This is a genomic window from Mesorhizobium sp. NPDC059025, assembly GCF_042739655.1.
In the GTDB taxonomy this organism is placed as follows: Bacteria; Pseudomonadota; Alphaproteobacteria; order Rhizobiales; family Rhizobiaceae; genus Mesorhizobium.
In genome coordinates this window covers 115,044-129,044 of record NZ_JBHYIM010000004.1, presented here as the reverse complement: position 1 = coordinate 129,044, position 14,001 = coordinate 115,044, and the positions used below count along the sequence as shown (strand labels likewise).

13 protein-coding genes are annotated in these 14,001 nt (G+C 64.4%); 6 read left to right on the top strand and 7 right to left on the bottom strand.

Features of this window, described 5'->3' with window-relative positions:
* Nucleotides 1-64: 64 nt before the first annotated feature.
* Complete coding sequence (locus ACFWYE_RS11890; protein ID WP_379111561.1) at nucleotides 65-403, top strand: hypothetical protein; 339 nt, start codon at nucleotides 65-67, stop codon at nucleotides 401-403.
* Between the two features lie 81 nt (nucleotides 404-484).
* On the opposite strand, the gene ACFWYE_RS11885 is transcribed toward ACFWYE_RS11890, so the two are convergent.
* Entirely contained in the window at nucleotides 485-2,554 is a 2,070-nt protein-coding gene (locus ACFWYE_RS11885) for a 3-hydroxyacyl-CoA dehydrogenase NAD-binding domain-containing protein (protein WP_379111560.1), read from the bottom strand.
* Nucleotides 2,555-2,693: 139 nt separating this feature from the next.
* Between ACFWYE_RS11885 and ACFWYE_RS11880 the strand changes: the two genes are divergently transcribed.
* From ACFWYE_RS11880 to ACFWYE_RS11870, 3 genes are all read left to right on the top strand, one after another.
* Entirely contained in the window at nucleotides 2,694-3,269 is a 576-nt protein-coding gene (locus ACFWYE_RS11880) for a TetR/AcrR family transcriptional regulator (RefSeq protein WP_379111558.1), read from the top strand.
* Between the two features lie 103 nt (nucleotides 3,270-3,372).
* Nucleotides 3,373-4,473, top strand: a complete 1,101-nt coding sequence (locus tag ACFWYE_RS11875; RefSeq protein WP_379111557.1) for an aminotransferase class I/II-fold pyridoxal phosphate-dependent enzyme — start codon at nucleotides 3,373-3,375, stop codon at nucleotides 4,471-4,473.
* Nucleotides 4,474-4,619: 146 nt separating this feature from the next.
* Nucleotides 4,620-5,861, top strand: a complete 1,242-nt coding sequence (locus tag ACFWYE_RS11870; RefSeq protein ID WP_379111555.1) for an MFS transporter — start codon at nucleotides 4,620-4,622, stop codon at nucleotides 5,859-5,861.
* 12 nt (nucleotides 5,862-5,873) lie between these two features.
* On the opposite strand, the gene ACFWYE_RS11865 is transcribed toward ACFWYE_RS11870, so the two are convergent.
* The 6 genes from ACFWYE_RS11865 to hemC all read right to left on the bottom strand — a co-directional run bounded on the left by ACFWYE_RS11865 (nucleotide 5,874) and on the right by hemC (nucleotide 11,810).
* Complete coding sequence (locus tag ACFWYE_RS11865; RefSeq protein WP_379065420.1) at nucleotides 5,874-6,587, bottom strand: glutamine amidotransferase; 714 nt, start codon at nucleotides 6,585-6,587, stop codon at nucleotides 5,874-5,876.
* Nucleotides 6,588-6,603: 16 nt separating this feature from the next.
* Nucleotides 6,604-7,086: a TerB family tellurite resistance protein gene (locus tag ACFWYE_RS11860; RefSeq protein ID WP_379111553.1), complete on the bottom strand. Its 483-nt coding sequence runs from the start codon at nucleotides 7,084-7,086 to the stop codon at nucleotides 6,604-6,606.
* A 45-nt stretch (nucleotides 7,087-7,131) separates the two neighbouring features.
* Nucleotides 7,132-8,667, bottom strand: coding sequence for a heme biosynthesis protein HemY (locus ACFWYE_RS11855; protein WP_379111551.1), 1,536 nt, complete (start codon nucleotides 8,665-8,667; stop codon nucleotides 7,132-7,134).
* Nucleotides 8,668-8,671: 4 nt separating this feature from the next.
* Nucleotides 8,672-10,042 carry a COG4223 family protein gene (locus ACFWYE_RS11850; RefSeq protein WP_379111549.1) on the bottom strand — a complete coding sequence of 457 codons (1,371 nt, stop codon included), beginning with the start codon at nucleotides 10,040-10,042 and terminating at the stop codon, nucleotides 8,672-8,674.
* Nucleotides 10,043-10,140: 98 nt separating this feature from the next.
* Nucleotides 10,141-10,857: a uroporphyrinogen-III synthase gene (locus ACFWYE_RS11845; RefSeq protein WP_379111547.1), complete on the bottom strand. Its 717-nt coding sequence runs from the start codon at nucleotides 10,855-10,857 to the stop codon at nucleotides 10,141-10,143.
* A gap of 26 nt (nucleotides 10,858-10,883) precedes the next feature.
* A complete protein-coding gene (gene hemC / locus ACFWYE_RS11840) occupies nucleotides 10,884-11,810 on the bottom strand; it encodes a hydroxymethylbilane synthase (RefSeq protein ID WP_379111545.1) in 927 nt (308 codons plus the stop codon).
* 109 nt (nucleotides 11,811-11,919) lie between these two features.
* Here hemC and tsaD point away from each other — a divergent pair, with 109 nt between their 5' ends.
* The gene (tsaD, locus tag ACFWYE_RS11835) at nucleotides 11,920-13,005 is read left to right on the top strand and encodes a tRNA (adenosine(37)-N6)-threonylcarbamoyltransferase complex transferase subunit TsaD (RefSeq protein ID WP_379111967.1); all 1,086 of its coding nucleotides are present in this window, start codon (nucleotides 11,920-11,922) and stop codon (nucleotides 13,003-13,005) included.
* A complete protein-coding gene (locus ACFWYE_RS11830; protein ID WP_379065406.1) occupies nucleotides 13,002-14,000 on the top strand; it encodes an NAD(P)H-dependent glycerol-3-phosphate dehydrogenase in 999 nt (332 codons plus the stop codon). The genes tsaD and ACFWYE_RS11830 overlap by 4 nt, the downstream gene beginning before the upstream one ends.
* Nucleotide 14,001: the final 1 nt, after the last annotated feature.

Here is a 14,001-nt window from a genome sequence, read left to right as displayed (position 1 = left end):
TCCAGGCGCCGGGGGCAACCGGACCGGGCTTTCCCGGCCCACCCCGACGCAGGGGAGGCTGTTTATGATCATTCGTTTCTGGCGGGCCGTAGCCGGCTCGGACGAGGTGTTAGCCGCCTATGCAGACCATCTCCGGAGGACCACCTTTGTCGAGATGGCCGAATTGCCGGGCCACCTTGGCGCCAGCTTGGCTCGTAAGGTGAAGGGAACCGAGAATGAACTCGTCGTCATGAGTTTCTGGAGCGACATGACGTCAGCTACTCATTTCGTAAAGGGTGGCTTCGACGATGCGGTCGTGAAACCAAGTACGCAGAAGCTGCTCAAATCCTTCGACTTGAAGGTCGAATATTTCGAGACAATTGTTTCCACCGGTGTCGTTGGCGGATACGACATCGCGGTTTGACGCGTATGGCGGTCTCGAAACCTTGAGCGTTGCGACAAACAGTCCGACGGCCGGAGCGAACTTTGATTTCCGGAATTCCAGCTACGCTTCCGCAGCCGTCGCCTTCAGCCAGTCCGATGGCCTGAACACGTCCTTGCCCGTCTTCCGGTGCCAGTGGCTCAGACGATCGACGATGCCCGGCAGTCCCTTCTGTCGTGCCCAGAACATCGGACCGCCCTTGCCGAGTGGGAAGCCGTAGCCATTGACCCAGACCAGGTCGACATCGGATTCGCGCGCGGCAATGCCTTCTTCCAGGATGCGCGAGCCTTCGTTGATCAACGGGTAGAGCGTGCGCTCGATGATCTCCTCGGCCGAGATAACACGCGGCGCGATGCCGAGCCGCCTAGCTTCATCGGCGATGTGACTGGCCAGTTCGGGATCGGGTTCCGCTGTGCGGCCATCGGCATAGAGATAGAACCCACGGCCGGTCTTCTGGCCGAAGCGGCCCTGCTCACACAGCCAGTCGGCAATCAGCGCTGTCTTGCCCAACGCCTTGCGGTTGCGCCAGCTGATATCCAGTCCGGCCAGGTCCCACATCTGGAAGGGTCCCATCGGCCAGCCGAAATCGGTGAAGGCCTTGTCGACATCCGTCGGGCTGGCTCCTTCCAGGAGCAGGGCTTCGACATCCGCACCGCGGGCTGTCAGCATGCGGTTGCCGACGAAACCATGGCAGACACCCACCACCACCGGCACCTTGCCGATCGAACGGGCAAGCGATAGCAGCGTCACCAGCACATCCGGAGCCGTTTCCCCGCCACGCACGATCTCCAGAAGCTTCATGATGTTGGCCGGTGAAAAGAAGTGCATGCCGGCGAAATCCTGTGGCCTGCTGACGGAGGCGGCCAGGGTGTTGACGTCGAGGTAGGAGGTGTTGGTGGCGATGATCGTACCTGGCTTCACCACCTTGTCGATGGCCGCCAGCACTTCCTTCTTGACCGCCATGTCCTCGAACACCGCTTCGATGACCAGGTCGCAGTCTGCGAGCGCCGCATAGTCCGTGGCGCCGGAAAGCAGTCCCATGCGTGCCGCTTTGGCGGCCTCGCTCAAGGAGCCGCGGGAAACCGAAATCGCATAGTTCTTCTCGATGCGCTCGAGCCCGCGCTGCAGCGCGGGCTGTGCCGCCTCGATCAGCGTGACCGCGATGCCACCATTGGCGAAAGCCATGGCGATGCCGCCGCCCATGGTACCAGCACCAATGATGCCGACCCGACGAATGGCCCGCGGCTTCACCAACTTGTCGACGCCTTCCACCTTGGCGGCTTCGCGCTCGGCGAAGAACAGATGCCGCTGCGCCCTGGATTGATCTGACGCCACCAGCTCGACAAACAGCACGCGTTCCGCGGCCAGCGCCTCGTCAAAGGGCAGAATCACGGCGTTTCGCACCGCCTCGGTGCAGGCAACGGGCGCCCGCAGACCCCTGGTCTTGGCGGCGATCGCCTTGATGCGGGTTTCCAGCTGTTCGCGGTCGGCGGCGTCGATCTTGTCGCGCCGGCTCCGCACGGCAACGAAAGGCCCCCCTTCCGCCGCCTTGACCGCTGCAAAGGCGGCAGCATCGGCAACGAGCCCGTCGATGGCCAGCGCGTCGACGAGACCCGCTTCAAGCGCCTCGCTGGCCGCGATCGGCGTCCCGGACGTGATCATTTCCAGCGCCTTCAGCGGGCCGACCAGGGCAGGCAGGCGAACCGTGCCGCCGGCGCCGGGCAACAGGCCGAGCTTCACTTCCGGCAGGCCAAGCTTCGCCGCCTTGTCGGCTACCCGGAAATGACATCCGAGCGCCAATTCCAGCCCGCCGCCCAAGGCTGTACCATGGATGGCGGCGACCGTCGGCTTTTCGATCGTTTCCAGCAGCGCGATCAGCGCGCGCAGGTCCGGATCCTGCATCGGCTTGCCGAATTCGGTGATGTCGGCACCAGCGATGAACGTGCGGCCGGCGCAGGTCAGGACAATGGCAGCCGTGGCCGCGTCGTCGCGAAGCCTGACAAGCGCGTCATGCAGCGGCTTGCGCACCGAAAACGACAACGCGTTCACCGGCGGATTCTCGATCGTGACGATCGCGACGCCGCCGCGATGCTCCACGCTCACCTTGTTTTCGGACGAAGCTGCTTCAGCCATGATCGCACCTCTTCCCCTTGCGCAGGCGGTACCGTTCATATTTACAAACCGGCTGGCCGGTAATAAAACTTGACCCATGCCCCGTCAACAGTCCGATCAGGTCAAGACAGCGAAAGCACCGGTAGGTCGGCCACCCAGCATGCCGGCGCCCCGCGCCACCATCCTGGATGCCGCGGCGAAACTTTTCGCCGCCCATGGTTTCGAAGGCGCCTCGCTCAACGACGTCGCGCAGTCGGTGGGTGTGACAAAGGCCGCTGTCTACCACTACTTCCCGACCAAGAAGGACATCTTCGACGAGATGATGATCGACCTTCTGGAACGGCAATATGCCGCTGTCAGCGCCCAGGTGAATGCAGCAGCAATCCCGCCTGACAGGCTGAAGGCCTTCATGCGCGCGCAGGCGGAATTCCTCGAGGCCAACCATGCCGCATTCGTCGTCATGCTGCACGGATTCGGCGGCATCGAAAAGAACCACTGGACCGAACAGCAGTTGGCACTGCGGGATCGCTATGAATCGCTGCTGCGCACCTTGCTCGCCGACGGCAAGGCCAGCGGCGCCTTCGCCATCGACGATGTCGCCACCGCTGCCCGTGCGGTCCTGTCTTTGATGAACTGGATGGTGCGCTGGTTCCGGCCGGAGGGCAAAACCCGCGCCGTCGACTTCGCCCTGCAATATTACGCGCTGATCGTCTCGGGCCTGCAGCCGAGAAGCTAATCCCAGGCCCGGGATTGTTTCGCGCAAGCCTTCTCCCCTAGGCTGAAGTCAAATCAAAGTGCTGGAGCATCCTTGTGCGCTCCAAGGGGATGGAGGTTTGCCGATGAACTACGCGCGCATGGTGATCGAGAAGGAAGCGCCGGAGGAATACGGCTATGACCGCATCCGCTACAACCTCTCCGAGAGCTCCATCGCCGACCAGAAGCTTTCCGATATCGGGCTGAAGCTGCCGGACCTCACCCTCTTCTACGGTGAACATCGCGGCGACCGGGCCTTGCGCGAGCTGATCGCCGCCACGGACAAAGGCCTGACATCGGATGATGTGCTGGTCACTGCGGGCGCGGCCGGCGCACTTTTCATCATCGCCACGACGCTCTTGTCGGAACGCGACCACCTTGTCGTGGTGCGGCCGAACTACGCCACCAACATCGAGACTCCCAAAGCGATTGGCTGCGCCATCAGCTACATCGATCTCGCTTTCGAGGATGGTTTCACCATCGATATCCAGCGCATTGCCGCCGCATTGCGACCCGAGACCCGGTACATCAGCGTCACCTGCCCGCACAATCCGACCGGAACGATGATGAGCCGCGCCGATCTCGATCGGCTGATCGCCCTCGCAGAGCAACACGGTTGCTATCTCCTGGTCGACGAGACCTATCGCGATCTCAGCTATGGCACCAGGCTGCCGGCAGCAGCGTCGCTCAGCAAACACGCCATCAGCGTCTCCTCGCTGTCCAAGGCCTTCGGCATTCCTGGCATCCGTATCGGCTGGCTGATCACGCGCGATAGCGAGCTGCAGGAAAGGTTCCTTGCGGCGAAGGAACAGATCGGCATCTGCGGCAGCGTCATCGACGAGGCGATCGCCCGCACCATGCTGGAACAGCGCGATGCCTTTCTCGCCGGACTGCTGCCCGAGATGGCGGCGCGGCGCGCCATCGTTCAGGACTGGATCGACAACGAGCCGCTGGTCGACTGGGTGCAGCCGTCGGGTGGCGTCGTTGGTTTCCCGCGCATCGACACCGCCCCTGATTTTGATCTCGATGGGTTCTACCTCAGGCTGCTCGAGAAACACGGCACCTATGTCGGCCCAGGCCACTGGTTCGAAATGCCGAAAAGCTTCTTTCGCGTCGGTTTCGGCTGGCCGACCGCTGACGAGCTTCGCGGCGGCCTTGCCGCAATCTCGGCGGCATTGCGCGACTGACAGGACAGACTTTTTATCCCGATCGCATGCACGGCGAAAATTATCCGCGCGCAACGCCGCAAACTGGTTTATAGCTCCCGCACCGGAACAGCGCCCATGGTGGAAGAGCCCGGCCGGCCTGTGTAAACCACCAAGGGCTGAATTCAATGTCTCCCGAATCCCGACCGTCTCCGGATCAGCGTTATGCTGCCTTCCGTCACGCGGCATTTCGCAATTATTGGGCCTCCCGCTTTCTGATCACCTTCGCCACCCAGGTCGTTTCCGTGGCGGTTGGCTGGCAGATCTACGACCTCACCCGCGATCCCTTCGACCTTGGCCTGGTCGGCATCGTGCAATTCCTGCCGTCGCTCCTTCTGGTGCTGGTCACCGGCGTCGTCGCCGATCGTTTCGGCCGTCGCAGGATCATGGCGCTGGCAACGCTGATGGAGGCGGCCTGCGCGCTGGTGCTGCTGCTTCTGACCTGGCATGGGCTGTATTCGCCGTTCCCGGTCTTCGGCGTGCTTCTCCTGTTTGGGGTTGCCCGTGCCTTCTTCGGCCCCGCTTCGGCTTCGCTGGTCGCCAACCTCGTGCCGCCGAAGGATTTCGCCAACGCGATTGCCTGGAATTCGTCCGCCTGGCAGACCGCGACAATCATCGGCCCGGTTGCCGGCGGCCTGCTCTACGGCCTGTCATCTGAGATCGCCTACGGTACCGCCGCCGTGCTGATGCTGTTCGCACTCCTGCTGATTCTCGGCATTCCGAAACCCGCACAACGCAGCGAAACCGATAAACCCAGCCTGGAGAGCCTGTTTGCGGGTTTCCACTACATCTGGCGTGAGAAAGTCGTGCTGGGTGCGATTTCACTCGACCTGGTGGCCGTGCTGCTTTCCGGTGCGACCGCGCTGCTACCCGTCTATGCCCGCGACATCCTCGACCTCGGTCCATGGGGTCTTGGGATGCTGCGCTCGGCTCCCGGCATTGGCGCCTTGTGCGTCGCCGTCTGGCTGGCCGGCCATCCGCTGCGCGACCATGCCGGTGCGGTGATGCTGTTCTTCGTTGCGGTGTTCGGCGCCGTCACGGCGCTGTTCGGGCTGTCCACCATCACCTGGCTCTCGATCGTTGCGCTCGCACTGCTCGGCGCCACCGATATGGTCAGCGTCTATATCCGCGAGACGCTGATCCAGCTTTGGACCCCGGACGAGGTTCGCGGCCGCGTCAACGCCGTCAACCAGGTCTTTGTCGGCGCTTCGAACGAGGTCGGCGAATTCCGCGCCGGCACCATGGCGGCGCTGATCGGCACCGTGCCGGCGGTGGTCGTCGGTGGCCTCGGTGCCATCGTGGTTGCCGGAATCTGGGCTGCGGTCTTCCCGGACCTGCGCAAGGTACGCCGCCTCGACATTCGGGAATAAGCAGGTCTTCGATCAGCGGGCGGCCGGGCGACCGAAGATCCTTTCCAGGAACTCACCCAGCCAACGCTTCAGGTGCATGTCCCAGATCAACCGACCGCCGAGGTGGTCGCGGCCGGGCTGGGCGCCCGGCAGTTCGAAGCGATGCGCCCCATGCACCACCCAGCGCTGCATCATCATACGGGTGAGCTCGCCATGGAACTGGATACCCCAGGCCTTGTCGCCATAACGAAAGGCCTGGTTGGGATAATTGTCTGAGGTCGCAAGCAGCGTTGCGTCCCTCGGCAGCGAAAAGCCCTCGCGGTGAAAATGGTAGACCATTTCCGGCCAATGCATCAGCTTCTTGCCTTCCTCGGTGGCGCGCAGCGGATACCAGCCGATCTCGACCAGTCCGTCGCGATGGCCATCGACCTTGCCGCCGAGGTGATTGACCAGCATCTGCGCACCCAGGCAGATGCCAAGGAGAGGTTTGCTCTCCTTGAGCGGCACCGCCAGCCAATCGGTTTCGCGCAGCACGAATTCCTCGTGGTGGTCGTTGGCGCTCATCGGTCCGCCGAACACGACGGCACCGGCATGCTGGCTGAGCGTCTGCGGAAGCTGATCGCCAAGCGGCGGACGGCGTATGTCGAGCTCATAGCCCGCTTCGATCAGCATGTGGCCGACGCGCCCGGGGCTGGAGCTTTCCTGATGCAGGACGATCAGGATGCGGGGCCGCTGGTCAGCTTTCACGAATGTCCGGCCCTGCTCATTCGTCGTTCGCGCTGCCCTTGGCTCCCGGAACCTCGGCTGCCGCCTTCCGCCGTGCTGCCACCCGGTCAGCCCGCTCGACGTCGAGCAACTCGGCCACCCGCCAGACGGTGTTGTCTTCGAGCTCGTGCAGTTCGCCGTCCGCATAGACGATTTCCCACATCAACCCGATGAAGGCCTTGCGCTGCTCGGGCTCGAGATCACGCTTGAGGACACTGGTGAAGGCATAGAGGTCGATCGCCTCGTTGTCGGCCTTCTCGCCGGCTGCCGCCAAGGCTTCCAGCTCCTGGCCCTCGACGGAATAAGTCTCGGCGAGGATGACCTTGAACCGCTCCCACTCGACATCCTGGCGCACGCCGTCGGCATTCATGACATGATAGAGCAGCGCTGCTGCCGCGACACGTGGATCGTCCGCCCGGGGACGGCTATGCGCACCGACCGAAGGCAGCTCTTTCAGAAAAGACAGAACACGTTCGAACATAAGGATAATCTGGTCCTTTCCGGAGCGCGATCAAGTCGTGGCTTTTCAAAACAACCGGAAACGGCGCGGCTTTTCAACCTCGTCGTCGGGGCCGACGCCTGGATCGTCGGGCTGGTGCGGCGTCTCGTCAGGGTCGGCCGCTGCGACAGAATGGCTCGTCACTGGCGTGCCGTTTGAAGCAGGAACCGTTTCTGCGTCCACCACGACGACGTCGTCGTCATCGCGCTCGGGTCCGGCCAGGGATGGTGGCGCCACGTTCGGAACCGGCCGGCTTGCCTCGATGAGCCTGCCGGCGCGTTCCACCGGGCCACGCCACTCGAAAGCGTCGAGCCGCCCGGTCACCGGCGAAATCGGCGCCCAGCGCTCCGCGGTGACACCGTCGGCCACCCAGGCAGCGTCATGCGGCGCGCGCACCGCTTGCGAGAGCAGCTGCCGCACCTTGCCCTGATTGCCGCCATCGGCCTCTTCGATATCGGCAAGCAGCAGGTAGGTGCCCTCGCTGGGTTGCATGCGGGCTGCCGCCTCGGCTTCTTCGCGAGCCAGCACCAAATCCTGGGCGTCAAGCGCCGCGCGTGCCACCGCAAGGGAGGATTCAGCGTGGTTCTTCTTCATCTCCTGCAGTTTTCGGGCGCGGCCAAGGCGATCGAGCACCGCATCGGCCGGCCTGGCATGGACATAAAGATCGGCGAGATCCGGATGCGGCTCCGCCCGCCATGCGGTTTCGAGGATCTTCGAACCCTTGCGCAGATCGTTCTGCTTGAAAAGCACCTTGGCGGCAACGATCGCCGCCGGGGTGAATTCCGGCAGCAGCTTGTTCGCCTCGAGCGCGGCTGCCTTGGCGCCAACGACATCGCTGTCCATCAGCGCCTCGGCCTTGGCGGTCAAAAGCACACCACGGCGCCGATTGGCGACATCGCGTTCGACCTGGTGGCTCGACTTTTGCGCATCGGCCAGCTTCAGCGCACCATCCCAGTCGCCGCGAGCCGCGAGCTCTTCCATTGTCGCTTCGGCGGCCCACGCCAATTGCGGCGCCACCGATGCCGCACGGCCTGCATAGTGGCGGGCCGCATTGCGGTCGCCCAGCCGTTCGGCTTCGAGGTAGAGCCCGCGCAGGCCGAGCAGCCGCATTTCAGGATCATCGAGCATCGCCTCGAATTTCTGGCGGGCGCCGTCATGGTCGCCTTCCAGCAGCGAGGCCTGCGCATCGAGCAGATTGATCAGCGGCTCCTGGTCGGACCGGATCAGCTTGACGGCTTCCTTGGCTTTGCGACGTGCCAGCGCGCCGTCACCGGCACCCGCCGCGATCATGCCGGTCGACAGCGCCTGATAGCCGCGGTCGCGGCGGCGCACACGGAAATGCCGGGCGATCGCGTACGGACTGTTCCAGATCGATTTGAGCAGCCACCAGGTGAGCATCACCGCGGCTACGACCGCGACGACAGCCACTGCCGCGACCATCAGGCTGACCTGATACTGGTAGCCGGAGAAGGTGACCACCATTTCGCCGGGCCGGTCGGCCAGCCATGCAAAACCCAATCCAAGCGCGAAGATGATGGCGAGATAGAACAGGATGCGGATCATCTCGTCATCCTTTCATTGCGCCGGACACCAGCTCGTTCACCGCCGCTTCCGCGTCTTGCCGGGCCTTGAGTTTGCCGGCGAAATCGGCACCGGCGGCTTTGGCCGTGTCGGGCAGCGTGTCGAACTCGGAAAGCGCCTTGGCATAGTCGCCCTGGTTCACGGCGACTTCCATGCGCGCCACGGTTTCCGGAGCGCCCTTGCCCTCGACGGCACCGATCGGTCGCACCTTCACCAGCGATTCGGCGCTGGTCAGCAGGCGCTGGAAGATGCTCTCGTCGGGATCGACAGGCGTCGCCGCCGAAACCATCGCATTGGCGGCGTCAGCCATGCCGGCGGCGATATCGATGCGGCTCGGGACGCCTTTTTCGGCATAGGCGCGCAAAGTCGCGATCTGCGGCGCATCCGGCCGGACCGCCGCGAACGTATCGAGTTCCGCGGCGAACGGCGCGCCACGCTCGAGTGAAGCCTTCAGCGCCGATGCGGCGATGGCCAGCGCTATCTTCGGTTGCGAAGCCTGCGCATCCACCTTGCCTGCAAGCTGCGACGCCTGCTGCTCGACCATGCCAAGACGGCCATCGAGCGCAGCAGCAGCCTGCTGCGCAGACTGCATCTGCGCGTCGAGTGTCGTCACCTTGCTGTTCAATGGTCCAAGATCGACGGCCCCACTTTCGTTGCGCAACGCAGTAAGTGCCGCATCAAGCTCGGCAATCTTGTCGGAAAGCGTTTTGACTTGCCCTTCGTCGGCACTCGCGGCCGGCGCCGCCTTCAGTGTGGCGACATCGGTCTTCACCTGATCAAGTGCTGCCGAGAGCTCGACCGACGCATCCGGCTTGGAGCTGGATTTGAGCGCCGCCACCTCGCTTTTGAGCGCTGCAATTTCGCTGTTCGCTGCAGAGGAGCCGAACAGGCCCGCAGCCTGCAGAGCGCCCATCCCGGCGAGGGCGACCACCCCGCCGATCACACCGGCGGCAAGGACACCTGGACCGCCCCGTTTCGGTTCCACGGGCTGATTGTTCACGAAGCCCCCATTCGTCTTGTCGCCGTCTGCGACCTTCGCCGCTTCGGGCGCCGTTCCTTGCTCCGTCGCTTTCGACTGCGTCCGGGCATCGCTTTCGCCAAAGTCGTAGTCGAAACCGCGGGACTCAGAAACTTTATCCTCAGTCGCGGCCGGACTGGCGCCGGAAGCGCTTGCCGGGACCTCTTTGGGCGATTCGGTTTCTGAAATGTCCGCCTGTGCGGCCAGGGCCTCTTCCGGCTGCTTGCCGGTGTCAGGCCGGTCTTTGTCGCCCACCCGCGAAACATCGGCTGGATCGAGATCGATCGTCACCGGTTCGCGACGGCTCCTGGAGTGGCGCGTCTTGGGCGTCTTGACCATGCTTCGGCTCCCCAAATGGTTCGGACCGTCAGGCGGCAGGCTTAAAACGGTCTACCACACCTCCAAGCTGTGAAAAGGGGCGGTATGATGAAGCAGCCTCATTCCGCAGCGCCGAGCAGTGCCAGCAAGGCGTCCTCGTCCGGCCGCGTTGCGACCGCAAGCCGCCCCGGAAAACCGGTGCTGACAGCCTGTGCAACACGTGCCGACAGCGTCAGGACACGGGTCTCTTCGAAATAGCGCGCCAGTTCCGGCCGCTGCACCAATGTCGAATAGGTCCGCGCTGCCTTTGCGGAATAGAGCAGCACCGCGGCCACCGGTTGGCCGGCCAGTTGTGTCGCCGCAACCTTGCCGGGATAGTCGACCGGCAGCGTGTCATAGGTCTCGACTGGCAGCACCTTGACCGCCTCCCCGGCAAGATATGCCTCGAACTCCGCGGAACGGACACGCCCGCACAGGTAGAGGACAGTCTTGCCGGCAAGCCCCGGCGCGATCAATTCTGCCAGTTGCCTGGCATCGCCGGATCCTGTTTCGACGACGGAAAGCCCGGCCGCGCGTGCAGCCCCGGCCGTCTTGGGTCCGACGACATGGCAAGGCAGATTTGAGAGTTGCGCCAGCAGGTCAGCCGGCGCATGGCGCACGGCATTGGCGCTGGTCACCAGCAGGGCAGAGACGGTTTCGGGCGAAATTTCCAGGACGGCGGGCAACGTGCGCGTTTCCGAAAGCGGCAGCACCACCGGCTCGAAGCCGCGCTCGCGAAGCCGTGCCGCCGTCCGGCCGGCGCCGGGTTCCGGCCGCGTCACCAGCACGCGTTTCATTCAGTGCCGCTCCGCCCCGAAAGCCATCAATTCCAGCCTTCGAAGAAGTGCGCGCCGGCGCGTGCCCGCACATCGGCCCCGGCCTCGGCGCCGATTGCCGCGGCGTCTTCGCCGAGCCCGTCTCGCGCCACCTGGCGGACGTCGCTGCCGTCGGGTGTCAGGATCATGCCTGAAAAGGACAGTTGACCGGCGGCAACCGTCGCATAGCCGGCGATCGGCGTGCGGCACGAACCGTCCAGTGCGGCAAGGAAAGCGCGCTCGCAAGCCAGCGCCTGGCCCGTCGGGACATCGTGGATGGCAGCCAGCATGGCGCCCGTTTCCGCATCGCCGATGCGGCTTTCGATGCAGATCGCACCTTGGCCCGGCGCCGGCGGAAACGCTTCCAGCGACATCACGTCGGTGGCGACATGCTCCAGATCGAGCCGCTTCAGCCCGGCCAGGGCGAGAATGGTGCCGTCGGCGACGCCCTCGTCGAGCTTGCGCAGCCTTGTCTGCACATTGCCCCGGAACAAGACGACATCGAGATCCGGGCGCATCCGGCGAATCAAGGCCTGGCGCCTGAGCGACGAGGAACCCACCTTGGCCCCCGCCGGTAGCTCGACGATGCGAGCTGCTTTCCGGCTGATGAACGCTTCACGGGCATCTTCGCGCGGCAGGAAGGCGGACAATTCCAACCCCTTCGGCAGCGTCGTCGGCATGTCCTTGGACGAGTGCACGGCGATATCGATGCGCCCGTCCAGCAGCGCTTCCTCGATCTCCTTGGTGAAGAGCCCCTTGCCGCCAGCTTCCGACAGCGGCCGGTCCTGGATGCGGTCGCCGCTGGTCGAAATGACGACAACTTCGAATGCCTGTTGAGGCAATCCATGCGCCGCCATCAGCCTGTCGCGCGTTTCATGCGCCTGTGCCAGCGCCAGAAGGCTGCCTCGGGTTCCAATCTTCAAGGTTGTTTGCATCAAGCGCGGTCCGTGATAACCCCGGCTCGGAGCCTGAGCTCCGGATATCCAGCCTTCCTCCTAACGGGGAAGTTGCTGATCGGCAATCATCGAGGTTTGCGGCGAATTGATCCGCGTTCTGGGTATAGAGACGAGCTGTGACGAGACGGCGGCCAGTGTCGTGGCGCTGGACGGCGCCTCCGCGCCGAAAATCCTGTCCAACGTCGTACTCAGCCAGATCGCCGAACATGCGGCATTCGGTGGCGTCGTGCCCGAGATCGCCGCGCGCGCTCATGTCGAGGCACTGGACGGCATCGTCGAGGCGGCACTTGCCGATTCCGGCACCGACCTGCGTGATATCGACGCCGTTGCCGCGACGGCCGGTCCAGGGCTTGTCGGAGGCCTGATCGTCGGCCTGATGACGGCAAAAGCGATCGCCGCCGCCGCCGGAAAGCCGCTGCTCGCCATCAATCATCTCGAAGGCCATGCCTTGACGGCCCGGCTGACCGATGGCCTTGCCTTTCCTTACCTGCTGCTGCTGGTCTCCGGCGGGCATACCCAGATCGTGCGGGTCGCCGGCGTCGGCGATTACCAACGCTGGGCCACCACCATCGACGATGCGCTGGGCGAGGCTTTCGACAAGACCGCCAAGATGCTGGGCTTGCCTTATCCGGGTGGTCCCAATGTCGAGAAGGCTGCCGTGGCAGGCGATCCGACCCGCTTTGCCTTTCCACGACCGATGAAGGGTTCGACTCAGCCCGATTTCTCGTTTTCCGGGCTGAAGACCGCTGTGCGCCAGGCGGCACAGGCGATCGCGCCGCTGACCGAACAGGACGTCGCCGATGTCTGCGCCTCGTTCCAGACAGCCGTCGCCGATGCGCTGGCGGACCGTGTTTCGCGGGCATTGGCCCGTTTCAAGGCGGAATTTCCGCACGAAAAGCAACCCGCCCTCGTCGTTGCCGGCGGCGTTGCGGCCAACCGGATGATCAAGGCAACGCTGGAGACGCTCTGCGACAAGGCGGGCTTCCGCTTTGTCGCGCCGCCGCTCAAACTGTGCACCGACAATGCGGCAATGATTGCCTGGGCAGGCATCGAGCGATTGAACGCACGGCTCGAGGAAGAGGATGCCTTCGACTTCGTGCCGCGTTCGCGCTGGCCGCTCGACGCGGTTTCGGCGCCGGTGGTGGGCTCTGGCAGACGAGGAGCCAAGGCATGAGCGAACGGCAAGCAACTGTCCGCCACATAACCGTGCTCGGCGGCGGAGCCTGGGGTACCGCGCTGGCGCAGGCCATGCTGCGCGCCGGCCAAAAGGTGTCCTTGTGGGCCCGCGACGCAGAAATGGTGACCGCCATTCGCCGGGGCGAGAACCCGCACTATCTGCCCGGCATCGCCATCGACCAGGGTATCGAGGCAAGCTCCTCGCTGGCGGAGGCCCTCGGCGGCAGCAATTGCATCCTTGCCGTCACGCCGGCGCAGTCGCTGCGCCAGGTTCTGGCTGAAGCCAGGCCACACATCGCCGCTGCCGTACCGGTAGTCTTGTGCGCCAAGGGCATAGAGCGCGACACAGGCGCGCTGCTTTCGACGATCGCTGGCGAGATCCTGCCCGACAATCCGATCGCCGCCCTGTCAGGACCGAGCTTTGCCACGGACGTTGCCAAGGGCCTGCCGACTGCGGTTGTCGTTGCCGCGCGCGATGAGATCCTGGCGGCGGAGCTTGCGGCGCTGTTTTCGGCGCGCAATCTGCGCTGCTACTCCAGCGACGATCTTGTCGGTGTCGAGATCGGCGGCGCGTTGAAGAATGTTTTCGCGCTCGCGGCCGGCGCCGTGAACGGTGCAGGCCTCGGCGCCAGTGCGCAGGCCGCCATGGTGACCCGAGGCTTTGTCGAACTGCGCCGCATTGGCGCCGCCTTCGGCGCCAAGCCCGAGACACTGATGGGACTTTCCGGCCTCGGCGATCTGATGCTGACCTGTTCATCGGCGCAATCGCGCAATTTTGCCTATGGGCTCGCGCTGGGACGCGGCGAAACGCTAGTCGGCCGGCCGCTGGCCGAGGGGGTGCCGACGGCGGCGATCGCAGCCCGCCTTGCCGCCGAGCAAGGCATCGACGCTCCGATCATCTCCGCCGTCGCCGCCATTCTGGAAGGCGCCATCACCATCGGCGAAGCCGTCTCCATGCTGATGACGCGGCCTCTGAAAACGGAAACCGACTAAA

Excerpts from the sequence above, each read along its gene's own strand:
- ACFWYE_RS11890 (WP_379111561.1), top strand. The coding sequence starts at position 65 with ATGATCATTCGTTTCTGGCGGGCCGTAGCCGGCTCGGACGAGGTGTTA.
- hemC (WP_379111545.1), bottom strand. The coding sequence starts at position 11,810 with ATGCAAACAACCTTGAAGATTGGAACCCGAGGCAGCCTTCTGGCGCTG.
- ACFWYE_RS11850 (WP_379111549.1), bottom strand. The coding sequence starts at position 10,042 with ATGGTCAAGACGCCCAAGACGCGCCACTCCAGGAGCCGTCGCGAACCG.
- ACFWYE_RS11885 (WP_379111560.1), bottom strand. The coding sequence starts at position 2,554 with ATGGCTGAAGCAGCTTCGTCCGAAAACAAGGTGAGCGTGGAGCATCGC.
- ACFWYE_RS11830 (WP_379065406.1), top strand. The coding sequence starts at position 13,002 with ATGAGCGAACGGCAAGCAACTGTCCGCCACATAACCGTGCTCGGCGGC.
- ACFWYE_RS11860 (WP_379111553.1), bottom strand. The coding sequence starts at position 7,086 with ATGTTCGAACGTGTTCTGTCTTTTCTGAAAGAGCTGCCTTCGGTCGGT.
- ACFWYE_RS11870 (WP_379111555.1), top strand. The coding sequence starts at position 4,620 with ATGTCTCCCGAATCCCGACCGTCTCCGGATCAGCGTTATGCTGCCTTC.
- ACFWYE_RS11855 (WP_379111551.1), bottom strand. The coding sequence starts at position 8,667 with ATGATCCGCATCCTGTTCTATCTCGCCATCATCTTCGCGCTTGGATTG.
- ACFWYE_RS11880 (WP_379111558.1), top strand. The coding sequence starts at position 2,694 with ATGCCGGCGCCCCGCGCCACCATCCTGGATGCCGCGGCGAAACTTTTC.
- ACFWYE_RS11875 (WP_379111557.1), top strand. The coding sequence starts at position 3,373 with ATGAACTACGCGCGCATGGTGATCGAGAAGGAAGCGCCGGAGGAATAC.
- ACFWYE_RS11845 (WP_379111547.1), bottom strand. The coding sequence starts at position 10,857 with ATGAAACGCGTGCTGGTGACGCGGCCGGAACCCGGCGCCGGCCGGACG.